Source organism: Microbacterium petrolearium (genome assembly GCF_054782875.1).
Genome location: NZ_BAAGRQ010000006.1, coordinates 92,966 through 112,372, shown reverse-complemented (window position 1 = coordinate 112,372; position 19,407 = coordinate 92,966). Strand labels below are relative to the sequence as shown.

At 73.2% G+C, this 19,407-nt stretch carries 19 protein-coding genes; 8 read left to right on the top strand and 11 right to left on the bottom strand.

Annotation, left to right across the window (positions count from 1 at the left end; genetic code table 11):
* Positions 1-16: 16 nt before the first annotated feature.
* On the top strand, positions 17-490 hold the full coding sequence (locus ACYVJ0_RS06745) for an OsmC family protein (RefSeq protein WP_460816842.1): 474 nt from the start codon (positions 17-19) through the stop codon (positions 488-490).
* A 24-nt stretch (positions 491-514) separates the two neighbouring features.
* On the opposite strand, the gene ACYVJ0_RS06740 is transcribed toward ACYVJ0_RS06745, so the two are convergent.
* Entirely contained in the window at positions 515-1,279 is a 765-nt protein-coding gene (locus ACYVJ0_RS06740) for a lysophospholipid acyltransferase family protein (RefSeq protein ID WP_449855018.1), read from the bottom strand.
* A gap of 99 nt (positions 1,280-1,378) precedes the next feature.
* Here ACYVJ0_RS06740 and ACYVJ0_RS06735 point away from each other — a divergent pair, with 99 nt between their 5' ends.
* From ACYVJ0_RS06735 to ACYVJ0_RS06720, 4 genes are all read left to right on the top strand, one after another.
* Positions 1,379-2,377 carry an FKBP-type peptidyl-prolyl cis-trans isomerase gene (locus ACYVJ0_RS06735; protein WP_460816840.1) on the top strand — a complete coding sequence of 333 codons (999 nt, stop codon included), beginning with the start codon at positions 1,379-1,381 and terminating at the stop codon, positions 2,375-2,377.
* 8 nt (positions 2,378-2,385) lie between these two features.
* Entirely contained in the window at positions 2,386-3,465 is a 1,080-nt protein-coding gene (gene dxr, locus ACYVJ0_RS06730) for a 1-deoxy-D-xylulose-5-phosphate reductoisomerase (RefSeq protein WP_449855020.1), read from the top strand.
* A gap of 545 nt (positions 3,466-4,010) precedes the next feature.
* Complete coding sequence (locus tag ACYVJ0_RS06725) at positions 4,011-5,627, top strand: Mur ligase family protein (protein ID WP_460816838.1); 1,617 nt, start codon at positions 4,011-4,013, stop codon at positions 5,625-5,627.
* Positions 5,627-6,916 (top strand): M50 family metallopeptidase, encoded by a 1,290-nt coding sequence (locus ACYVJ0_RS06720; protein WP_460816836.1) that lies wholly within the window; start codon positions 5,627-5,629, stop codon positions 6,914-6,916. Before ACYVJ0_RS06725 ends, ACYVJ0_RS06720 begins: the two co-directional genes overlap by 1 nt.
* Positions 6,917-7,114: 198 nt before the next feature.
* Here ACYVJ0_RS06720 and ACYVJ0_RS06715 read toward each other — a convergent pair whose 3' ends face one another.
* Entirely contained in the window at positions 7,115-9,022 is a 1,908-nt protein-coding gene (locus tag ACYVJ0_RS06715) for an anthranilate synthase family protein (RefSeq protein WP_460816834.1), read from the bottom strand.
* Positions 9,023-9,253: 231 nt separating this feature from the next.
* Here ACYVJ0_RS06715 and ispG point away from each other — a divergent pair, with 231 nt between their 5' ends.
* Entirely contained in the window at positions 9,254-10,405 is a 1,152-nt protein-coding gene (gene ispG, locus ACYVJ0_RS06710) for a flavodoxin-dependent (E)-4-hydroxy-3-methylbut-2-enyl-diphosphate synthase (protein ID WP_460816832.1), read from the top strand.
* Here the strand turns inward: ispG and ACYVJ0_RS06705 are convergent, their stop codons facing one another.
* Together ACYVJ0_RS06705 and ACYVJ0_RS06700 are read right to left on the bottom strand one after the other, a co-directional pair.
* Positions 10,406-10,774, bottom strand: a complete 369-nt coding sequence (locus ACYVJ0_RS06705) for a type II toxin-antitoxin system death-on-curing family toxin (protein WP_449854488.1) — start codon at positions 10,772-10,774, stop codon at positions 10,406-10,408. It lies immediately after the preceding gene.
* The gene (locus ACYVJ0_RS06700; protein ID WP_460816830.1) at positions 10,774-10,980 is read right to left on the bottom strand and encodes a hypothetical protein; all 207 of its coding nucleotides are present in this window, start codon (positions 10,978-10,980) and stop codon (positions 10,774-10,776) included. Before ACYVJ0_RS06700 ends, ACYVJ0_RS06705 begins: the two co-directional genes overlap by 1 nt.
* A gap of 67 nt (positions 10,981-11,047) precedes the next feature.
* Between ACYVJ0_RS06700 and ACYVJ0_RS06695 the strand changes: the two genes are divergently transcribed.
* On the top strand, positions 11,048-11,515 hold the full coding sequence (locus tag ACYVJ0_RS06695) for a GNAT family N-acetyltransferase (protein ID WP_449854486.1): 468 nt from the start codon (positions 11,048-11,050) through the stop codon (positions 11,513-11,515).
* A 1-nt stretch (position 11,516) separates the two neighbouring features.
* Here the strand turns inward: ACYVJ0_RS06695 and ACYVJ0_RS06690 are convergent, their stop codons facing one another.
* The 7 genes from ACYVJ0_RS06690 to pcp all read right to left on the bottom strand — a co-directional run bounded on the left by ACYVJ0_RS06690 (position 11,517) and on the right by pcp (position 17,521).
* Positions 11,517-11,882 carry a DUF5655 domain-containing protein gene (locus tag ACYVJ0_RS06690; protein ID WP_460816828.1) on the bottom strand — a complete coding sequence of 122 codons (366 nt, stop codon included), beginning with the start codon at positions 11,880-11,882 and terminating at the stop codon, positions 11,517-11,519.
* A gap of 37 nt (positions 11,883-11,919) precedes the next feature.
* Positions 11,920-12,747, bottom strand: a complete 828-nt coding sequence (locus ACYVJ0_RS06685; protein WP_460816826.1) for a PhzF family phenazine biosynthesis protein — start codon at positions 12,745-12,747, stop codon at positions 11,920-11,922.
* A gap of 4 nt (positions 12,748-12,751) precedes the next feature.
* The gene (locus tag ACYVJ0_RS06680) at positions 12,752-13,747 is read right to left on the bottom strand and encodes a cation diffusion facilitator family transporter (RefSeq protein WP_460816824.1); all 996 of its coding nucleotides are present in this window, start codon (positions 13,745-13,747) and stop codon (positions 12,752-12,754) included.
* Complete coding sequence (locus ACYVJ0_RS06675) at positions 13,744-14,097, bottom strand: ArsR/SmtB family transcription factor (protein WP_460816823.1); 354 nt, start codon at positions 14,095-14,097, stop codon at positions 13,744-13,746. The genes ACYVJ0_RS06680 and ACYVJ0_RS06675 overlap by 4 nt, the downstream gene beginning before the upstream one ends.
* 110 nt (positions 14,098-14,207) lie before the next feature.
* A complete protein-coding gene (locus tag ACYVJ0_RS06670; protein ID WP_460816821.1) occupies positions 14,208-15,113 on the bottom strand; it encodes an LLM class flavin-dependent oxidoreductase in 906 nt (301 codons plus the stop codon).
* Positions 15,114-15,231: 118 nt separating this feature from the next.
* A complete protein-coding gene (locus ACYVJ0_RS06665) occupies positions 15,232-16,671 on the bottom strand; it encodes an RNB domain-containing ribonuclease (RefSeq protein WP_460816819.1) in 1,440 nt (479 codons plus the stop codon).
* Positions 16,672-16,882: 211 nt separating this feature from the next.
* On the bottom strand, positions 16,883-17,521 hold the full coding sequence (gene pcp / locus ACYVJ0_RS06660) for a pyroglutamyl-peptidase I (protein ID WP_460816817.1): 639 nt from the start codon (positions 17,519-17,521) through the stop codon (positions 16,883-16,885).
* A gap of 55 nt (positions 17,522-17,576) precedes the next feature.
* Between pcp and ACYVJ0_RS06655 the strand changes: the two genes are divergently transcribed.
* Complete coding sequence (locus tag ACYVJ0_RS06655; RefSeq protein ID WP_460816816.1) at positions 17,577-19,343, top strand: proline--tRNA ligase; 1,767 nt, start codon at positions 17,577-17,579, stop codon at positions 19,341-19,343.
* Positions 19,344-19,407 lie beyond the last annotated feature (64 nt).

Genomic DNA, 19,407 nt, shown 5'->3' with positions numbered 1-19,407 from the left:
CGGGCAGACTGGCGGCATGGCAGGAGAGCACCGCTACGCGCTGACGGCGACCTGGACGGGCAACCGCGGCAGCGGCACGTCGGGCTACCGCGACTACGACCGCGACGTGGAGCTGGAGGTGGCGGGCAAGCCGCGGCTGCTCGGCTCGGCCGATCGCCCCTTCCGCGGCGACCCGGAGCGGTGGAACCCGGAGGATCTCCTCCTGGCGGCCCTGAGCCAGTGCCATCTGCTGTCGTACCTGCACGCGTGCGTCGTGCGCGGCGTCGTCGTGGTCTCGTACACCGACGAGGCCACGGGCGTCATGCGTCAGGAGGGCAACGGCGGCCGGTTCGAGAGCGTCACGCTGCACCCGCGCGTCACCGTCGCCGACCCGTCGATGGTCGACGACGCCCTCGCGGCCCATCGCGACGCGAACGAATGGTGCTTCATCGCGAGCTCCGTCAACTTCCCCGTCGGGCACGAGCCCGTGGTCGAGGTCGCGGCACCGTAGCGCCGTAGCGGTGCCGACGTGCGCTCAGCGCCGCTCGTGCGGCAGTGCGCGCTTGAGCTTCTCGATCGGCGTCTGCGCGGGCAGCTCGTTGTAGGTGCCGGCGAGCTCCTGGCCGGAGAGCGCGTGGATCGCCGCCATGATCTCGTCGGTGGCCGTTCGCCGCGCGCGACCCGACGTGGCAGGGCCGTGGTGCGACAGATCCAGGGGCGCGCCGAACCGCACGACCACGCGCTCCTTGAGCGAGGGCATCTTGGCGCCGACCGGCATGACCTTGTCGGTGCCGATCAGCCCGATGGGCACGACCGGCGCGCCCGTCTCGAGCGCGAGGAACGCCACGCCGGTGCGCCCCTTGTACAGCCGGCCGTCGCGCGACCTCGTGCCCTCGGGGTGCAGGGCCACCGCCGCGCCGGAGGCGAGGATCTGGCGCTGCCGCTCCAGCGCGTCCAGGGCGGCCTGCCCGGCGCCGCGATCGACGGGCACCGCGCCGACGGCGGTGAAGAACGACCTCGAGAACCAGCCCTTCAGCCCCTTGCCCGTGAAGTAGTCGGACTTCGCCAGGAAGTGCACGGGGCGCGGCGCGGCGGCGACCGGGATCGCGATCGAGTCGATGAACGACAGGTGGTTGCTCGCGAAGATCACGGGGCCGGTGGGCGGGATGTTCTCCCGGCCCTCGACGCGCGGCCGGTAGATCGCGCGGGCCAGCGGCGCCACGGCGACCCGCCCGAAGGTGTAGAGCGCGCTCGGCTGCAGGGGCGTGGCCACGCCGTCGGGATTGCCGTCGGAGGTCATCCCCTCAGCCTACCGAGCCGGGATTCCCGTCCCGGAATGCGCGGCGCGTCCCGATTCCGCCCGGCGTTGTCAGCCGACGCGTCGCGAAGATGCGCAAGGATGGGGACGTCCCCGAACGAAGAGGTGCTTCCCGTGCGACGTCGATCCGCTGTCCTGCTCTCCACCACCGTGCTCGCGGTCCTGGCCCTCGCCGGCTGCTCGAGCCCCGCGGAGCCGGACGCCGAGCCCACGGGCACGCCCGCCGACCTCTGCGCCGCGGCCGCCGATTCCGGCCCCGTCGTCGAGAGCCTCAGCGTCTCGGACGGCGCGCCCGAGGACGGCGCGGTCCCCGTCGAGTTCGAGACGCCGCTCGAGGTCGCGGACTTCGAGCGCGAGGTGGTCGTCGAGGGCGACGGCGACCCGATCGAGTCCGGCCAGTTCCTGGATGTCGCGCTCACCGCGTACAACGCCGAGACCGGCGAGCTGTTCGGCACCGCCGGCTTCGCGCCGGGAGAGCAGCTGCCGCAGCAGATCTCGCCCGAGAGCACGCTCGGCCTCGTGCTCGGCTGCGCGCCGGTCGGCTCGCGCATCGCCGCGGTCTTCCCCGCCTCCGAGGCCTCGCCGACCGCGCTGGTGTACACCTTCGACATCCTCGGCGTGACCCCGACCGCCGCGTGGGGCGAGGCGCAGGAGCCCGTCGACGGCATGCCCGAGGTCGAGCTCGACGACGACGGCGCCCCGACGGTGACCCTGCCCGACGACCTCGAGACCCCGGAGACCACCCAGCTGGCCACGCTCAAGCAGGGCGACGGCATCGAGGTGCAGGACGGCGACCAGGTGCTCGTGCAGTACCGCGGCGTGCGCGGCTCCACCGGCGAGGAGTTCGACTCCAGCTGGTCGGGCGGCGCCCCCGCCCAGTTCGGCACGGGTCAGGTGATCCCCGGCTTCACCAAGGCTCTCGTCGGCCACACCGTCGGCTCGCAGGTGATCGCCGTCATCCCGCCCGCCGAGGGCTACGGCGAGGGCGAGATCAACGAGGAGGACCTGACGGGCGAGACGCTGATCTTCGTCGTCGACATCCTCGCGACGCAGCACACCCCGGCCGCGCCGGCGGAGTGAGCGCGGCGATGCGCCGCGTCGTCATCCTCGGATCCACCGGATCGATCGGCACCCAGGCCCTCGACGTCATCCGCGCGAACCCCGAGCGGTTTGAGGTCGTCGGCCTCGCGGCGGGCCGCAGCGCCGACGCGCTGCGCGCCCAGGCGGAGGAGTTCGGCGTGGCGCACACGGCGCTGGGCGCGGACGACGCCACCCGGCTCGTGCGCGAGGTCGAGTCCGACGTCGTGCTCAACGGCATCACCGGATCCGTGGGGCTCGCGCCCACGCTCGCCGCGCTGGAGGAGGGCCGCACGCTGGCCCTCGCGAACAAGGAGTCGCTCATCGTGGGCGGCCCGCTCGTGAAGGAGCGCGCGGCGCCCGGTCAGATCGTGCCCGTCGACTCCGAGCACTCCGCGATCGCGCAGGCGCTGCGATCCGGCACGGCCGACGAGGTGCGCCGGCTGGTGCTCACCGCGTCGGGCGGACCGTTCCGAGGCCGCACCCGCGCGGAGCTGACCGGCGTCACGCCCGCCCAGGCGCTCGCGCACCCCACGTGGGACATGGGCCGCGTGGTCACGACGAACTCGGCGACGCTCGTCAACAAGGGCCTCGAGGTCATCGAGGCGCACCTGCTCTTCGACGTGCCGTTCGCGCGGATCGACGTGGTCGTGCACCCGCAGTCGATCATCCACTCGATGGTCGAGTTCATCGACGGCTCGACGATCGCGCAGGCCTCGCCGCCCGACATGCGGCTGCCGATCGCGCTCGGCCTGGGCTGGCCGCACCGCGTGCCCGGCGTCGGCGCGCCGATCGACTGGACCACGGCGGCGAGCTGGACGTTCGAGCCGCTGGACGGCGACGTCTTCCCGGCTGTCGCGCTCGCCAAGCGCGTGGGCGAGGCCGGGGCGACCTACCCCGCGGTGTTCAACGCCGCCAACGAGCAGGCCGTCGACGCGTTCCACGAGGGTCGGCTGCCGTTCCTCGGGATCGTCGACACGGTGACGCGCGTCGTCGAGGCACACGAGCCACCCGCCGAGCTGACGCTCGACACGCTCGCGGCAGCGGAGCGGTGGGCCCGCCAGGAGGCGGACCGCGCTGTTCTTTCTTGAATCTGCGCTGTTCTTCTCAGAAGCGTCTGCGCTGTTTCTTTTCAGAAGCGTCTGCGCCGCTCGTGCACCCGCTGCGCGGGTGCCGCTCGCGTGCTCGCGCCGGCGCTCCCGCGCCGGCGAGGCGGCGCGTCGCGCCGCGGGGCGGCCGCATTGGCGGCCGCACGCTCGCGCTTCGCGCTGTTCTTTTCAGAAGCGTCTGCGCCGCTCGGGCACCCGCTGCGCGGGTGCCGCTCGCGTGCTCGCGCCGGCGCTCGCGCGCCAGCGAGGCGGCGCTTCGCGCCGCGGGGGCGGGCGCATGAGCGCCCGCACGCTCGCTTCGCTCGCATAGTGATCGGTTGCGCGGTGGCTTGCTGACCGGTCAAACCGATCGGTTGCTGAACGGAGCGGCGGAGCCGCGGAGATGAAGCGACCGCCGCAACCGTCATGGAGTTGCTGTGGCGCTCACTTCGTTCAGCAACCGCGGGGTGAGACGGAAGCGGGCGGCCGGGATCCGGGCGCACAGCGCTCAGCGGATCCCTCGTCGGCGCGTGCGACGATAGACGACGATGTCGCACACGACCCGAAAGCGCCGGACGCCGCCCACGATGCTGCGTCCCGCCGCGCCGAACCGCCGCCTGCTGTCGGAGGTCGCCGAGCACGTCGGCGGCACCCTGCAGGGGCCAGACGTCGAGGTGCTCGGCGTCACGCTGTCGTCCACCGATCTGCGCGCCGGCGAGCTGTTCGTCGGGATCCGCGGCGCCAACCGGCACGGCGCGGACTTCGCCGCCCAGGCCGCGGCCAACGGCGCCGCCGCCGTGCTGACCGACGCCGAGGGCGCCGCGATCGCCGTGCCCGCCGGACTGCCGATCGTCGTCGTCGACGATCCCCGCGGCGTGCTCGGCGAGGCGGCCATGCTCGTGCACCGCACATCGCCCCGCGACGAGCTGCCGCTGCTGCTGGGCACCACCGGCACGAACGGCAAGACGAGCGTCACCCACCTGCTCGAGGGACTGCTCACGCAGATCGGCGTCGTGGCCGGGGCGTCGACCTCGGCCGAGCGCGTCGTTGCGGGGGAGCGGGTCGTGTCGGGGCTGACGAGCCCGGAGGCCACCGAGTTCCACGCGCTGCTCGCCCTCATGCGCGAGCGCGGCGTCGAGGCGTTCGCGGTCGAGGTGAGCGCCCAGGCGATCACGCGGCGCCGGCTCGAGGGCGTCGTGTTCGACGTGGCGGCGTTCACGAACCTCACGCACGACCACCTCGACGACTACGGCGACATGGAGACGTACTACGCCGCGAAGGCGCCGTTCTTCACCCGCGCGCGCTCGCGCCGCGCCGTCGTCTCGCTCGACTCCGCGCCGGGGTTCCGCATCCTCGACGACGCCGAGGTGCCCGTCACGACGATCGCGGCGCGCGGCATCGCGAGCGCCGAGGCCCTCGAGCGGGCCGACTGGATCGTCGAGGTGACGCGGGAGCAGCAGTCCGGCACCTCGTTCACCCTCACGCACCGCGACGGCCGCAGCCTCGCCACCGTCGTGCCCGTCATCGGCGCGCACATGGCCGCGAACGCCGGCCTGGCGATCCTGATGATGCTCGAGGCCGGCTACGCGTGGGAGCGGATCGTCGAGGCGCTCGAGCGCGACGGCGGCATCCGCGCCTGGGTGCCCGGTCGCACGCAGCTCGTGTCGGGGCCCGAGGGGCCGGCGGTCTACGTCGACTTCGGCCACACGCCCGACGCGTTCGAGAAGACGCTCGCCGCCGTCCGCCGCGTCACGCCGGGCCGCGTGCTCATGCTCTTCGGGGCGGACGGCGACCGCGACGCGCTCAAGCGCCCCGACATGGCACGCACGGCGGTGGAGGGCAGCGACATCACGGTGATCACCGACCACCACCCGCGCTTCGAGAACGCCGCCGACATCCGCCGCGTGCTGGTCGACAGCGCGCGCGCGACGGATCCGCAGCACGAGCTGTACGAGGTCTCGCCGCCGGAAGACGCCATCGTGAAGGCCGTCTCGCTCGTCGGGCCGGGCGACGCGATCCTGTGGGCCGGCCCCGGCCACCAGAACTACCGCGACATCGAGGGCGTGCAGTACGCCTACTCCGCCCGCGAGCTGGCCCGCCGGGCGCTGATCGACGCCGGCTGGCCGGCCGGCGAGCGCACCTGGCCCGACCCCTACGAGGACTGATGGAGATCATCGCCTTCATCGTCGGCGTGCTCGTGATCGTCGTCGGTCTCGGGCTGTCGATCGGGCTGCACGAGATCGGCCACCTCGTGCCGGCCAAGCGCTTCGGCGTGCGCGTGGGCCAGTACATGATCGGCATGGGCCCGACCGTGTGGTCGCGGCGCGTGGGCGAGACGGAGTACGGCGTCAAGTGGCTGCCGATCGGCGGCTACATCTCGATGGCGGGGATGTACCCGCGCAGCCGATCCGACGACGCGCCGCGCGGCGGGCTCTTCGCCACGCTCGTGCAGGACGCGCGCGCCGCGAACGACGAGACCCTCGAGGGCACGGACGACAGCCGCGCCTTCTTCACGCTGCCCACGTGGAAGCGCGTCGTCATCATGCTCGGCGGGCCGGCGATGAACCTCGTCCTCGCGATCGTCATGTTCTCGATCCTCGCCACGGGGATCGGGGTCAACCAGAGCACGACGACGGTGGCGACGGTCTCGGAGTGCGTACTGCCCGCCGGCACCGCGCAGACGGAGTGCGGCCCCGGCGACCCGGCGGCGCCCGCGGCCGAGGCCGGGATCGAGCCGGGCGACACGATCCTGTCGGTCGACGGCACCCCCGTGTCGACGTTCGACGAGGCCTCGGCGATCGTCCGCTCGCACCCCGGCGACGAGATCGAGGTCGTCGTCGAGCGCGACGGCGCCGAGCGCACCCTGAGCCTGACCCCGGTGCTCGCCGAGAACACCTACACCGACGAGAACGGCGAGAGCGTGGTCGGCGAGGTCGGCTTCGCCGGTTTCAGCCCGGCGACCGAGCGCGTGCGGCAGCCGATCTGGAGCGGCGCGCAGACGGCGTTCGAGAACACCGAGGCCGTGATCGGCATCGTCGCGCAGCTGCCGGTGCGGCTGTGGGACACGGCCGTCGACATGTTCACGGGCCAGGAGCGCGACCCGAACGGGCCGATCAGCGTCATCGGCGTGGGCCGGATCGCGGGGGAGGTGGCCGCCACCGAGGCGCCGATCCTCGACCGCGTGAGCGTGATGATCGCGCTGCTGGGATCGATCAACATCGCGCTGTTCGTGTTCAACCTCATCCCGCTGCTGCCGCTGGACGGCGGTCACGTGGCCGTCGCGCTGTGGGATGCGCTGCGGCGCGGATGGGCGCGCCTCTTCCGCCGCCCGCCGCCGCGCCCGACGGATGCGACGCGCCTCGTCCCGCTCACGCTCGTCGTCGTGGTGCTGCTCGTCGGCATGGGCGCGCTCCTCTTCGCGGCCGACATCGTCAACCCCCTCCGCCTGGGCTGACCCACCGGGTTGCGGTGGTCGCTTCATCTTCGCGGCCTGCGGCCGCTTCGTTCAGCAACCGGTGGGCGCGACCCAATCGGTTGCTGACGCCGGGTTGCGGTGGTCGCTTCAGCAACCGGTGAGTGCGACCCCATCGGTTGCTGAACGGAGGCGCGTAGCGCCGGAGATGAAGCGACCACCGCAAGCCCCGCGGAGGGCTCAGCCCAGCGCGTGCTCGGCGAGGCGGTGGAGCGTGTGGATGCCGTCGCGCGAGAGGATCGACTCGAGGTGGCCCTGTACGCTCGCGAACGACGGGCCGCGCAGCGCGTACACGTCGCCGGTGGCCGGATCCGCCGCCACCTCGGCCGCGCCCGCGCGGGCCGTTCCCGCCTCGACGCGCGCCGTGAACGTGTTGTAGAACCCGATCGCCGCCGGCTCCCCGAAGACGTCGACCGTGAGCTGCACGCCCTGGTGCGGGCCGTCGAGCGAGACGAGGTCGATGCCCAGCCGGTCGCACAGGATCTGGTGGCTGAGGCACACGGCCAGCAGCGGCGCGCCCGCGTCGAGGCGCCGCGCCACGACCTCCCGCATCCGGGCGATGCGCGGGTTGGCCGCGTCGCGCGGGTCGCCGGGGCCGGGGCCGGAGACGACGAGCTCGGCCGCGTCGATCTGCGCGTCGGTGACCTCCGACCAGTGGGCGATGCGGGCGTCGAGCCCGAGGTGCCGCAGCTGGTGCGCGAGCATGGTCGTGAACCGGTCCTCGGCGTCCACGACGAGCGCCGAGCGGCCCGCGAGGGGACCCGGCGCGGTGTCCTGCTCCTCGAGCCAGAACGGCGCGAGGCGGGCGTTGCGCGAGGCGAGCAGCTCCGCGATCGCGCGGTCATCGGCCAGACGGACGGGCGCGGCCGGCGCATCCGGATCGTCCCCGTGCGCGGGCACGGCGCGCGGCACCGCGCCGATCGCGCCGAGCACGCCGGCGGCCTTGCCGTGGGTCTCGCTCACCTCGCCGTACGGATCCGAGTGGCGCACGAGCGTCGCGCCCACCGGCACGCGCAGCCGCCCGCCCTCGAGGTACGCGGTGCGGATGAGGATGGGCGCGTCGAGGTCGTGGCCACCCCGCGCATCGGGCGTGAACAGCGCCGCGACGCCCGAGTAGTAGCCGCGCGGCGTGGTCTCGTGGCGCCGGATCACGGCGCACGCGTTCTGCATCGGGGATCCGGTCACGGTCGGGGCGAACATCGTCTCGCGCAGGATCTCGCGCGGGTCCAGGCGCGACGTGCCCCGCAGCATGTACTCCGTGTGGGTCAGGCGCGACATCTCCTTCAGGTGCGGCCCCGTGATCCTCCCGCCGTCGGCGCAGACGGCGCTCATCATCTTGAGCTCCTCGTCCACGACCATGAACAGCTCCTCGGTCTCCTTCGTGTCGGCCAGGAACGCCGAGAGCGTCTCGACCGTCGCGCCGCCGGCGGGATGGCGGAAGGTGCCGGAGATCGGGTTCATCGTCACGGTGCTCGAGCCGTCGCCGCGCGCCTCGGCGACGACGTGGGCCTCGGGGCTCGCGCCGACGAGGATGCGGTCGCCCGCGACGATGAGGAACGTCCAGTACGCGCCGCGCTCGTGCTCGAGCAGCGCCCGGAACCACGTCAGCGCCGCGGTGCGCGCGTCGGCCTCGACCCCGGCGACGTAGTCGCGGCGGATGACGAAGTTCGCGCCCTCGCCGCGGCCGATCTCGTCGGCGATGACGCGTCGCACGATGGCGGCGTACTCCTCGTCGCTCAGGTCGAATCCCGCGTCGCTCAGCGGCACAGGCTCGGCGGGCAGCGCCGCGACGACCTCGCCGACCGGCACGGACTCGTGCCGCTCGACGACGAGGCAGCGCAGGGGGGTGCCGTCGTCCTCCGCCTCGAAGCCGCGCTCGCGCACCTGCCGGTACGGCACCAGGGCGAGCACCTCGCGCGGCGCGCCGTCGGGGCCGGTCAGCGGGATCTGCGCGAGCAGATCCACGTCGACCACCGGGCCGGCGAGGATCTCGACCTCGCCGCCGTCGCGGGCGATGAGCGCGAACGACGCGTCGGGATCGGCGGCCAGGCGCAGGATGCGGTCGGCGGTGGCGGGGGATGCTGCCATCAGGGACTCACTTCGGATTCGGGCGGTCTCCCCGGAAAGCAGAACGACCGCCTGCGGTGGGCGGTCGTTTCGTGTGCGCGAAAGGTGGCCGCCTCAGGCGAGCCACCACCACGTCCGGTTCTCGAGCACGAGGTCAACCTATACGCGCCCCGCGACCGGCGGCAAATCCGGCGCGAGCGAACGGCACCCGGATCGGGCCTTCCCTCAGGTGCGCGGACTACCCTGGAAGGCGTGCCAGCCGTGAACCTCGGGATGCCCCGCGTCCCCGAAACGCTCGCCCCGCGCCGCAAGTCCCGCCAGATCCGGGTGGGCAAGGTGCTCGTCGGGGGCGACGCCCCCATCAGCGTCCAGTCGATGACCACGACGCCGACCACCGACATCAACGCGACCCTGCAGCAGATCGCCGAGCTCACGGCGAGCGGCTGCGAGATCGTGCGCGTGGCGGTGCCCAGCCAGGACGACGCCGACGTGCTGCACATCATCGCGAAGAAGTCGCAGATCCCCGTGATCGCCGACATCCACTTCCAGCCGAAGTACGTCTTCCAGGCGATCGACGCGGGCTGCGCGGCCGTGCGCGTGAACCCGGGCAACATCCGCAAGTTCGACGACCAGGTCGGCGCGATCGCCAAGGCCGCGCAGGACGCCGGTGTGTCGCTGCGGATCGGCGTGAACGCGGGCTCGCTCGACCGCCGCCTGCTCGAGAAGTACGGCAAGGCCACGCCCGAGGCGCTCGTCGAGTCGGCGGTGTGGGAGGCGAGCCTGTTCGAGGAGCACGACTTCCACGACTTCAAGATCTCGGTCAAGCACAACGACCCCATCGTCATGGTGAAGGCCTACCGCCTGCTCGCCGAGCGGGGCGACTGGCCGCTGCACCTCGGCGTCACCGAGGCCGGGCCCGCGTTCCAGGGCACGATCAAGAGCGCCACGGCGTTCGGCATCCTGCTGTCGGAGGGGATCGGCGACACGATCCGCGTCTCGCTCTCGGCGCCGCCGGCCGAGGAGGTCAAGGTCGGGCACCAGATCCTGCAGTCGCTCAACCTGCGCGAGCGCAAGCTCGAGATCGTCTCGTGCCCGTCGTGCGGTCGCGCGCAGGTCGACGTCTACTCGCTCGCCGACAACGTCACCGAGGGCCTGAAGGACATGACGGTGCCGCTGCGCGTGGCCGTCATGGGCTGCGTCGTGAACGGCCCCGGCGAGGCCCGCGAGGCCGACCTCGGCGTGGCGAGCGGCAACGGCAAGGGCCAGATCTTCGTGAAGGGCGAGGTCATCAAGACCGTGCCCGAGGCCGAGATCGTGCCCACGCTCATCGAGGAGGCCAACCGCATCGCCGCCGAGATGGGCCCCGACGCCCCGCTCGGCACCGCGCAGGTCGTCACCGCCTGATCAGCGGGGCCGGATCCGCTCCGCGAACCAGGCGGTCGACGCCTCCGTGTCGACCCGTCCGCTCGCGACGGCGATGATGTGGTCGAAGGCGTCGTCCTCATCCGCCTCGACGACACGGTCATTGAGCCAGAGGAACAGCTGGGTGAGCACCCAGGCGGTCCGCTTGTTGCCGTCGAACAGTGGGTGATTCCGGGCGAGCGACTCCATGAGGGCCGCCGCCTTCCCCGACAGTTCCGGGTAGACGTCCGTTCCGCCGAATCCCGCCTGCGGGCGCGACAGCGCCGAGGCGAGCAGGCCGGCGTCGCGCACGTGCAGCCCCAGCCGCTCGATGACGCTCAGCGCGTTCTCGAGCGTCAGGTAGCGGACCATCACGCGTCCTCGAGCCGCTTCAGCAGACCCTTGTCGCGCGCGAGGATGACCTCGAGCCCCGCGGTGACCTGAGCGGCCTGCAGCCGCTCGCGCACGAGCTGCTCCAGCCCGCTCAGGATGAGCGCGTGCTTCGAGGTGTGCTCGGCCTCCGCGATCGTCGTGAGCGCCTCATCCAGTTCCTCGGGGATCCGCAGTGTCATCGCCATGGTGCGATGGTATCGACGTGGTATCGCGCAGTCGAGACCGGCACGGCCGCGCGGATATCCTCGAGGCATGCGCATCGTTCCCGACGACCTCACGGCGCCGGCGGTGCGCGACCTCATCGCCGAGCACCTCGACGAGATGTACGCGACGAGCCCCGCCGAGAGCGTGCACGCCCTGCCGCTCGCGGCGCTCGAGTCGCCCGATGTGACGGTGTGGAGCGCGTGGGACGGCGACGAGGCGCTCGGATGCGGTGCCCTCAAGGAGCTCGATGAGACGCACGGCGAGATCAAGTCGATGCGCACGCGCGCCGCGGCCCGTGGCCGTGGTGTCGGCGCCGCGATCCTCGCGACGATCCTCGCGGAGGCATCCGCGCGCGGCTACCGGCGCCTCAGCCTCGAGACGGGCAGCGAGGAGCACTTCGCGCCCGCCCGGCGGCTCTACGCGCGGCACGGATTCGCGGAGTGCCCGCCGTTCGCCGACTACGCGGAGGATCCGAACAGCGTGTTCATGACGCGCGAGCTCGCCGCGAGCGCCTGAGTCAGGCCATATGCGCGCCGGCCCCCACGGCGTACGCCTCGGCGACCCAGCCCGCGAACGTCTCGTCCATCTGCTCGGGCAAGGTGATCGTCAGGTGGTGGACGAAGAGCCGGCTCGTGTACGGCGCGACGCTCCGGACGCGTGGATCGTCGACCGCCCGCTGCAGGTCGAGGTACACCCGCAGCCCCGTCGCCGCGGGGCGCGCGCCCGCGAAACCGCGTCGCGTGCCCTTGAAGGTGATGGACGACTTCGACGGTGAGAGCGTGTACGGACCGCACGCCGCGACGAGCTCCTCGAATCGACGGTAGATCGCGATCGCCGCCTCCGGCTTGTCGCGCAGGTGCTCGTCCACGGTCCATTCGGTCATGGCACGACCGTAGCGGGCACCGCCGACACGACGGGCGTCAGAGCGCGAGCTCACCGCGGATCGTCGTGAGCGTGTCGCCGGCGACCCACACGGCCTCGCCCTCGCGCGAGACGTGCACGCGCCCGCGGCGCTGCAGGGCGGTGCCCTGCGAGGCCACGTACGAAGCGGGCAGCGCCGTGCCGGCGAGCCACTGCCCGAGCGCGGCGTTCAGCGAGCCGGTCACGGGATCCTCGCCGAGGCCCATCTCGGGGCGGCAGAACGCGCGGACCTCGATTGCGCACTCCGACCCGGCGGCGTAGGGGCCCACGACGCCGACGTCGGCCGGCAGGGCCGCGAAGTCCGGTGTGAGGGCGAGCACGGCCGCCGCGTCGGCCAGCCGGATCCCGGCCCAGCCCGGGCCGTTGTCGCACCAGGCCGCGTCGAGGATCTCCTCGCGCGCCAGGCCGAGCGCCGCGCCGATCCCGGCGACGAGCGGCTCCTCCACCGGACCAGAGCGTCGCAGCTCCGGCGCGGCGAATGCGAGCCGCCCGGCCACGCGGCGCAGCGTCACGAGCCCCACGCCGCACTCCTGCACGATGCCCTCGCCGGCGGGCGAGCCGCCGGCCTCGAGCCACGCGTGCGCCGAGCCGAGCGTCGGGTGGCCGGCGAACGGCAGCTCGCCGCCCGGGGTGAAGATGCGCAGCCGGTAGTCGGCTGCCGGGTCGGTGGGACGCAGCAGGAACGTCGTCTCGGACAGGTTGGTCCAGCGGGCGAACGCCGCCATCTGCGCGTCCGTGAGGCCGTCGGCGTCGTGGACGACCGCGACGGGGTTGCCGAGCAGCGGCTCGGCGCTGAAGACGTCGACCTGGCGGAAGGGGAGGCGCATCCTCTCAGGATGTCACGGCGGTGGCGGGGTGGATCTCGACCGAGAACTCGTCGAGGTGCGACAGGTGCGCGGCGGCCTGCGCCCGTGCGGCGATGCGGATCGCGTCGGCCTCGGCGAGCGTCGTTGCCGCGACCGTGACGACGGCGTCCCCGTGCAGCCGGTGGCCGACCCAGCGCAGGCGGAGCCGCTCCACCGACGCGATGCCGTCGACGTGCTCCAGCGCGTGCGCGGCGCGATCGAGCAGGCGCGGATCGATGCCGTCGAGCAGCCGGCGGCCGACGGAGCGCACGGTGCCGACGAGCAGCACGAGGATGAAGGCCGCGATCAGCAGGCCCACGATCGGGTCGGCGAGCGGGAAGCCGAGCAGCACGCCGAGCCCGCCGAGCACGACCGCGAGAGAGGTGAAGCCGTCGGCGCGGGCATGCACGCCGTCGGCGATCAGCGCCGCCGATCCGATCCGCCGGCCCACGCGGATCCGGTAGATCGCCACCGCCTCGTTCCCGACGAAGCCGGCGACCCCGGCGGCCATCACCCACCCGACGTTCGAGATCGGCTGCGGGTCGATGATCCGCTCGATCGCCTGCCAGGCGGCCACGATGGCCGAGGCGGCGATCGCCGCCACGATGACGAGGCCTGCGACGTCCTCCGCGCGGCCCAGGCCGTACGGGTAGATGCGGGAGGGGCGCCGCCGCGCGAGCGAGAACGCGATCCACAGCGGCACGGCCGTGAGCGCGTCGGAGAGATTGTGGATCGTGTCGGCCAGCAGGGCGACAGAGCCGCTGAAGGCGACGATCACCGCCTGCGCCAGGGCGGTGGCGAGCATGATCGCGAGGCTCACCCGCACCGCGCGGATGCCCGCCGCGTGCGAGGTGAGGGCGTCGTCGATCGCGTCGGCGGCATCGTGCGTGTGGGGCACGAGCACCTCGTGCAGGAAGCCGCGCAGCCCGCGCGGGTGCGCGTGCGCGCGGCCGTGGTCCGGATCGTGCGCGTGCCCGCTCATCGCGCCGCCCCGTGGTGGTGCGGGCGCCCGATCGTGTGCTCGGCCTGCTGGATCGCCTGGGTCACCAGCTGCGACGCGTGCTCGTTCTCGAGGCGGTAGAAGACGCGCTGGCCCTCCTGCCGCGCGGCGACGATCCGCGCCATGCGCAGCTTCGCGAGGTGCTGCGAGACCGCGGCGGGGGATTTGTCGACGATGTCGGCGAGGTGGTTCACCGACAGCTCGCCCGACCGCCGCAGCGCCAGGATGATCCGCACGCGGGTCGCGTCCGCGAGCATCTGGAACACCTCGACCGCCAGCTCCACGAAGGTGCCGTCCGGGTCCAATCCGCAAGCCCGTGTATCTGCGTCCATACGCAGATGATGTCATGCGCAGGCGGCCGATGGGCGCGTTCGCGTCGATGTCACCGCGCGACGCGGTGGGAACGCACGGGGCGCGACGCCTCCGGGGGCGTCGGGGCCGGTCAGTCCACGTGCGCCGCGACCTCGGCGAGGAAGCGATCGCCGAGGTCGTTGATCTTCGCGACGTCGCGGATCGAGGTGAGCGGCAGGATGAACTCGTCGACGCCGGCGGCGGCGTACGCGGCCATCGTGTCGACGAGCTGCTGCGGGGTGCCGCCGATCGCGGGGCGGCCCAGCTGCGCGGCCTTCTCGGCGCCGTCGGGCTGCTGGAACGTGAGCGCCTGCGTCGTGCGCCAGAGGCTCTTCGGGTCGCGTCCGGCCCTCTCGAGCGCGGCCGTGAAGATCTCGTTCTTCGGGCCGTACTGCTCCGGCGTCGACCAGAAGTTCCACTCGTCGGCGAACTCCGCCACGAGCCTGGGCATGACCTTCTCTCCCTTGCCGCCGATGAGGATCGGCAGGCTCGGGTGCGGCTTCGGGTTCAGCGACGCGTGCTCGAGCGTGTAGCGCTCGCCGGAGAAGTCCACGAACTCGCGGCCGTCGTGAGCGCTGTCGCGCAGGCCCTTCCAGATCGCGAGGGCCTCGCGGAACCAGCGGATCCTGCTCGGCACGTCGCCGTACTCGATCCCGAACGCGCGGTGCTCGTTCTCCTGCCAGCCCGCGCCCACGCCGAGCACGAAGCGGCCCTGGCTGATGTCGCTGAGCGCGGCGGCCTGCTTGGCGACGACGCCCGGGTGCCGGTAGGTGTTGCCCAGCACCATCGATCCGAGCCGAATCCCGGGCACCGTCGCCGCGAGCGCCGTCAGCTGCGTCAGGCATTCGCCGCGCGCGCCGTCGTTGGGCTCGTCGGTGTTGTCCATGAAATGGTCCTCGAGCCACACGCCCCGCCATCCGGCATCGGCCGCGTGCGTCGCGGCGGCGTGGAGGTCGGACCAGGGCAGATCGGCGGGCAGCCACAGCGAGAACTTCATGGCACCACGCTAGATCACCGCGCACACGGTCCACGCCCCGTCTCCCGCGAACCCGCGCCCGATCCTCGAGCCCGCTCCGGATCCGGCGCGGGTTCGGCGAACGGGCGCGGGTTCGGCGTCAGAGCACGAGCTCGAGGTCGACCTCGCCCGAGGGGATGCGGGTGTCGACCACGCGCACGCGGATGCGGGATCCCGGGTCCGGCTTGTCTCGGATGGTCGCGGTGACGAACGGATCGGCGATCTGCACGCGCGCGCCGCCCTTCGTCTCGGCCAGCACAACCGCGTCGAGCACGTCGCCGATGCGGCCGTGCAGCACGGCCGCCTCGATCCGGTCGACCGCGCCGCCCTCCAGGCGGCTGGCGAGCGCGCCCGACTCCTGCATGATCCGCGGCAGCTCCGAGAGCGACTCGCGTGCCCACGCGGGGATCGGGCGGTCGTTCGCCTCCGCCTCGCAGATCGCCAGCGCCCACCGGTCGACGAGCCGCCGCAGGGGAGCGGTGGCGTGCGCGTACGGCGCGCCGATCGCCGCCTGCTCCGCCTGCGCGGGCGGCTCGCCGTCGAAGGGCGCGTAGCCGGCGCCGCGGAACAGCGCCGACGCGGCCTGCAGCACCGCGGGGGTCGCGGCGTCGGCCGGATCGAGCCGGCGCAGGTACTCGCCGTACGCGATCCCCTCCGGCCACGGGCGGTCGAGCAGCGCGACCTTGCGGCGGAACTCCGCGAGCGCCTCGGGCTCCGCCGGCGGCAGGGTGCGCAGGATGCCCACCCGGGCCGACAGCATCAGATCGGCCGCCGCCATGCCCGTCATGAGCGACAGCTGCGCGTTCCACTCCTCCACGGGCAGGGGAGTGCGCCGGCGCAGCTCGTAGCCGTCCGGGCCCTCGACGACCTCCTCCTCGGGGGAGTTCAGGCTCGCGCCGCCGCGTTCAGCCTCGAGCGCGATGCGCAGCGGGCCGAACTCCCGCAGCAGCGCCACCGCGGCGGGGGCCGATCCGTCGTCGATCGCCGCCTGCGCCTCGGCGTACGTCCACTGCCGCACCGACCGGATCCACGCGCGCACGAGCCGCGTCTCGCGCACGGCACCCCTGCCGTCGAGGCGGAAGGTCCACACGTACGCGCGCCGGCGCTCGCCGGGCAGCAGCGACGCGGCGCCGTGGGAGAGGACGAGCGGATGCAGCGGCACCGATCCGTCGGGCGCGTACAGCGTCTGGCCGCGCCGGCGGGTCTCGGCGTCGAGCGCGCCGCCCGGGCGCACGAAGGCCGCGAGGTCCGCGATCGCGTAGCGGACGAGCAGGCCCTCGCCGGCGCGCTCCAGATGCAGCGCCTGGTCGAGATCCCGCGAGCCGGCCGGATCGATCGTGTGGAACGGGACGTCGGCGAGCTCCTCGCGCTCGTCGTCGGATCCGTCCACCGGGGGACCGTCGACGACGGCGGCGGCCTCGGCCTCCGCCTCGGCAGGGTAGGCCGTGGGCAGCTCCAGATCGCGGCGCAGCTCGGCGAGCGATTCGGCGAGTGCGCCCCGCACGGCGGTCGAGGACAGGTGCGCGTGTCGGGCCGGCATGCCGCCAGCCTACGGGTGGGCTGCGCGGCGGTTTCGACTCCGGCCGTCGGAGCGGCCTCCGCTCAACCCGTTTCCGCTCCGGCGGCTGCGCCGCCTCCGGTCGACGACCGCAACCCGAGCTCGTCGACCGGAACGAGCGAAGCGAACGAAGCGGAGACGGGCCGAGCGGAGCGGCGAAGCCGCGCCGTCGAGGCACGGGCGCCGGGCCGCCTCAGTGCAGGGCGCCCGCGCTCGCCGCGTCGTCGGCCCGCACGTCCGCCGCCGTGCGGACGGCGATGGCCAGCGCCCGCGCGATGTCGCCGGCCGGCAGCGACGGCGCGCCCTCCGGGGCGACCTCGTCCGACCACGGCACGTGCACGAATCCGGCCCGCATGCCCGGCCGGCGCGCGGCCTCGTCCGCGGCGACGTACATCACGTGGTTGCACACGAACGTGCCGGCCGTGTGCGAGACGGCCGCGGGGATGCCGGCGTCGCCGATCGCGCGCGCCATGGCCTTCACGGGCAGCGAGGCGAAGTGCGCCGCCGGCCCGCCCGCCACGCTCGGCTCGTCGATCGGCTGCGCGTCGGCGTTGTCGGGGATGCGCGCGTCCCGCAGGTTGATCGCGACGCGCTCGGGCGTGATGTGCGTGCGCCCGCCCGCGAGCCCCGTCGCGATCACGACGTCCGGCGTGTGCTCGGCGATCAGCGCGCGCATCCGCTCGGCGGCGGCGTCGAAGGCGACGGGGAGGATCGCGGTGATCAGCCGCTCCGGTCCGCTCCAGGCGCGGCCGACCTCGGCGACGGCGTCGCCCGAGGGGTTGCGCGCGTCGCCGCCGAACGGCTCGAACCCGGTGAGGAGGATCGTGACCATCGTCTCAGCGTAGGCCCCGCCCGGCCCGCGCCCGCGGGAACCCTAGACTTGACGCGTGGTCACCCGTCTCTCGCACTTCTTCCTCCGCACGCTCCGTGAGGACCCGGCCGACGCCGAGGTCACGAGCCACCGGCTGCTCGTCCGCGCCGGGTACATCCGGCGCCAGGCGCCAGGCGTGTTCGCGTGGCTGCCTCTGGGCCTGCGGGTCAAGGCCAAGCTCGAGACCATCATCCGCGAGGAGATGGCCGCCGCCGGCGCCTACGAGGTGCACTTCCCGGCGCTGCTGCCGCGCGAGCCCTACGAGGCGACCGGCCGGTGGGAGGAGTACGGCGACGCGCTGTTCCGCCTGCAGGACCGCAAGGGCGCCGACATGCTGCTGGCGCCGACGCACGAGGAGGTCTTCACCCTGCTCGTGAAGGATCTGTACTCGTCGTACAAGGACCTGCCGCTGACGATCTTCCAGATCCAGGAGAAGTACCGCGACGAGGCGCGCCCCCGCGCGGGCCTGCTGCGCGGCCGCGAGTTCACGATGAAGGACGCGTACTCGTTCGACTACACCGACGAGGGACTCGACGCGTCGTACCAGGCGCAGCGCGACGCCTACGAGCGCATCTTCCAGCGCCTGGGAATCGAGTACGTGATCGTGCAGGCCGACGCCGGCGCGATGGGCGGCTCGCGCAGCGAGGAGTTCCTGCACCCCACGCCGGTGGGCGAGGACACGTTCGTGCGCAGCGCGGGCGGGTACGCCGCCAACGTCGAGGCGTTCACGACCCTCGTCCCCGAGCCGATCCCGTTCGACGGCAAGCCCGAGCCGGTCGTGTTCGACTCGCCGGGCACGACGACGATCGAGACCCTCGTGGCGCACGCCAACGAGGTCGTCCCCGGCGCGCCGGAGGGCGGCTGGACGGCGGCGCACACGCTGAAGAACGTCGTGCTCGCGCTGCGTCACCTCGACGGCACGCGCGAGGTCGTCGTCGTGGGCCTTCCCGGCGACCGCGACGTCGACATGAAGCGCGTCGAGGTCGCCTTCGCGCCGGCCGAGGTCGAGCCCGCCACCGCGGAGGACTTCGAGCGCAACACGCTCCTCGTGCGCGGCTTCATCGGCCCGTGGACAGCGACCGGCCCGCTGCTCGGCGAGGACTCGGCCACCGGCATCCGCTACTTCCTCGACCCGCGCGTCGTCGACGGCACGACGTGGATCACCGGCGCCAACGCCGACGACGCGCACGTGTACGGCCTGGTCGCCGGCCGCGACTTCATCGCCGACGGCTTCCTCGAGGTCGCGACCGTGCGCGACGGCGACCCCGCGCCCGACGGGTCGGGGCCGGTCACACTGGCACGCGGCATGGAGATCGGGCACGTCTTCCAGCTGGGCCGCAAGTACGCCGAGGCCCTCGGGCTCAAGGTGCTCGACGAGAACGGCAAGCAGGTCACCGTCACGATGGGCTCCTACGGCATCGGCGTGACGCGCATCCTCGCGATCATCGCCGAGCTGTCCAACGACGAGCGCGGGCTGATCTGGCCCGCCTCCGTCGCGCCGTTCGACGTGCACGTGGTCGCCACGGGCAAGGGAGACGACGCGTACCGGCTCGCCGAGTCGGTCGTCTCCGACCTCGAGGCGGCGGGGATGGATGTGCTCTACGACGACCGCCCGAAGGCCTCTCCCGGTGTGAAGTTCGGCGACGCCGAGCTGATCGGCGTGCCGAAGCTGCTCGTGGTCGGCCGCGGGGCGGCGGACGGCGAGGTCGAGCTGTGGGATCGCCGCACGGGCGAGCGCGAGACGGTGCCGGCGGCCGAGGCCGTGGTGCGTCTGACCGCCTGAGCGGACCGTCGGAGAGGCCGTCGCGGGCATGCCCGCGGCGGCCTCTCCGCATCCGCGGGGCGGC

Excerpts from the sequence above, each read along its gene's own strand:
- ACYVJ0_RS06745 (WP_460816842.1), top strand. The coding sequence starts at position 17 with ATGGCAGGAGAGCACCGCTACGCGCTGACGGCGACCTGGACGGGCAAC.
- ACYVJ0_RS06740 (WP_449855018.1), bottom strand. The coding sequence starts at position 1,279 with ATGACCTCCGACGGCAATCCCGACGGCGTGGCCACGCCCCTGCAGCCG.
- ACYVJ0_RS06735 (WP_460816840.1), top strand. The coding sequence starts at position 1,379 with ATGGGGACGTCCCCGAACGAAGAGGTGCTTCCCGTGCGACGTCGATCC.
- dxr (WP_449855020.1), top strand. The coding sequence starts at position 2,386 with ATGCGCCGCGTCGTCATCCTCGGATCCACCGGATCGATCGGCACCCAG.
- ACYVJ0_RS06725 (WP_460816838.1), top strand. The coding sequence starts at position 4,011 with ATGTCGCACACGACCCGAAAGCGCCGGACGCCGCCCACGATGCTGCGT.
- ACYVJ0_RS06720 (WP_460816836.1), top strand. The coding sequence starts at position 5,627 with ATGGAGATCATCGCCTTCATCGTCGGCGTGCTCGTGATCGTCGTCGGT.
- ACYVJ0_RS06715 (WP_460816834.1), bottom strand. The coding sequence starts at position 9,022 with ATGGCAGCATCCCCCGCCACCGCCGACCGCATCCTGCGCCTGGCCGCC.
- ACYVJ0_RS06705 (WP_449854488.1), bottom strand. The coding sequence starts at position 10,774 with ATGGTCCGCTACCTGACGCTCGAGAACGCGCTGAGCGTCATCGAGCGG.
- ACYVJ0_RS06700 (WP_460816830.1), bottom strand. The coding sequence starts at position 10,980 with ATGGCGATGACACTGCGGATCCCCGAGGAACTGGATGAGGCGCTCACG.
- ACYVJ0_RS06695 (WP_449854486.1), top strand. The coding sequence starts at position 11,048 with ATGCGCATCGTTCCCGACGACCTCACGGCGCCGGCGGTGCGCGACCTC.
- ACYVJ0_RS06690 (WP_460816828.1), bottom strand. The coding sequence starts at position 11,882 with ATGACCGAATGGACCGTGGACGAGCACCTGCGCGACAAGCCGGAGGCG.
- ACYVJ0_RS06685 (WP_460816826.1), bottom strand. The coding sequence starts at position 12,747 with ATGCGCCTCCCCTTCCGCCAGGTCGACGTCTTCAGCGCCGAGCCGCTG.
- ACYVJ0_RS06680 (WP_460816824.1), bottom strand. The coding sequence starts at position 13,747 with ATGAGCGGGCACGCGCACGATCCGGACCACGGCCGCGCGCACGCGCAC.
- ACYVJ0_RS06675 (WP_460816823.1), bottom strand. The coding sequence starts at position 14,097 with ATGGACGCAGATACACGGGCTTGCGGATTGGACCCGGACGGCACCTTC.
- ACYVJ0_RS06670 (WP_460816821.1), bottom strand. The coding sequence starts at position 15,113 with ATGAAGTTCTCGCTGTGGCTGCCCGCCGATCTGCCCTGGTCCGACCTC.
- ACYVJ0_RS06665 (WP_460816819.1), bottom strand. The coding sequence starts at position 16,671 with ATGCCGGCCCGACACGCGCACCTGTCCTCGACCGCCGTGCGGGGCGCA.
- pcp (WP_460816817.1), bottom strand. The coding sequence starts at position 17,521 with ATGGTCACGATCCTCCTCACCGGGTTCGAGCCGTTCGGCGGCGACGCG.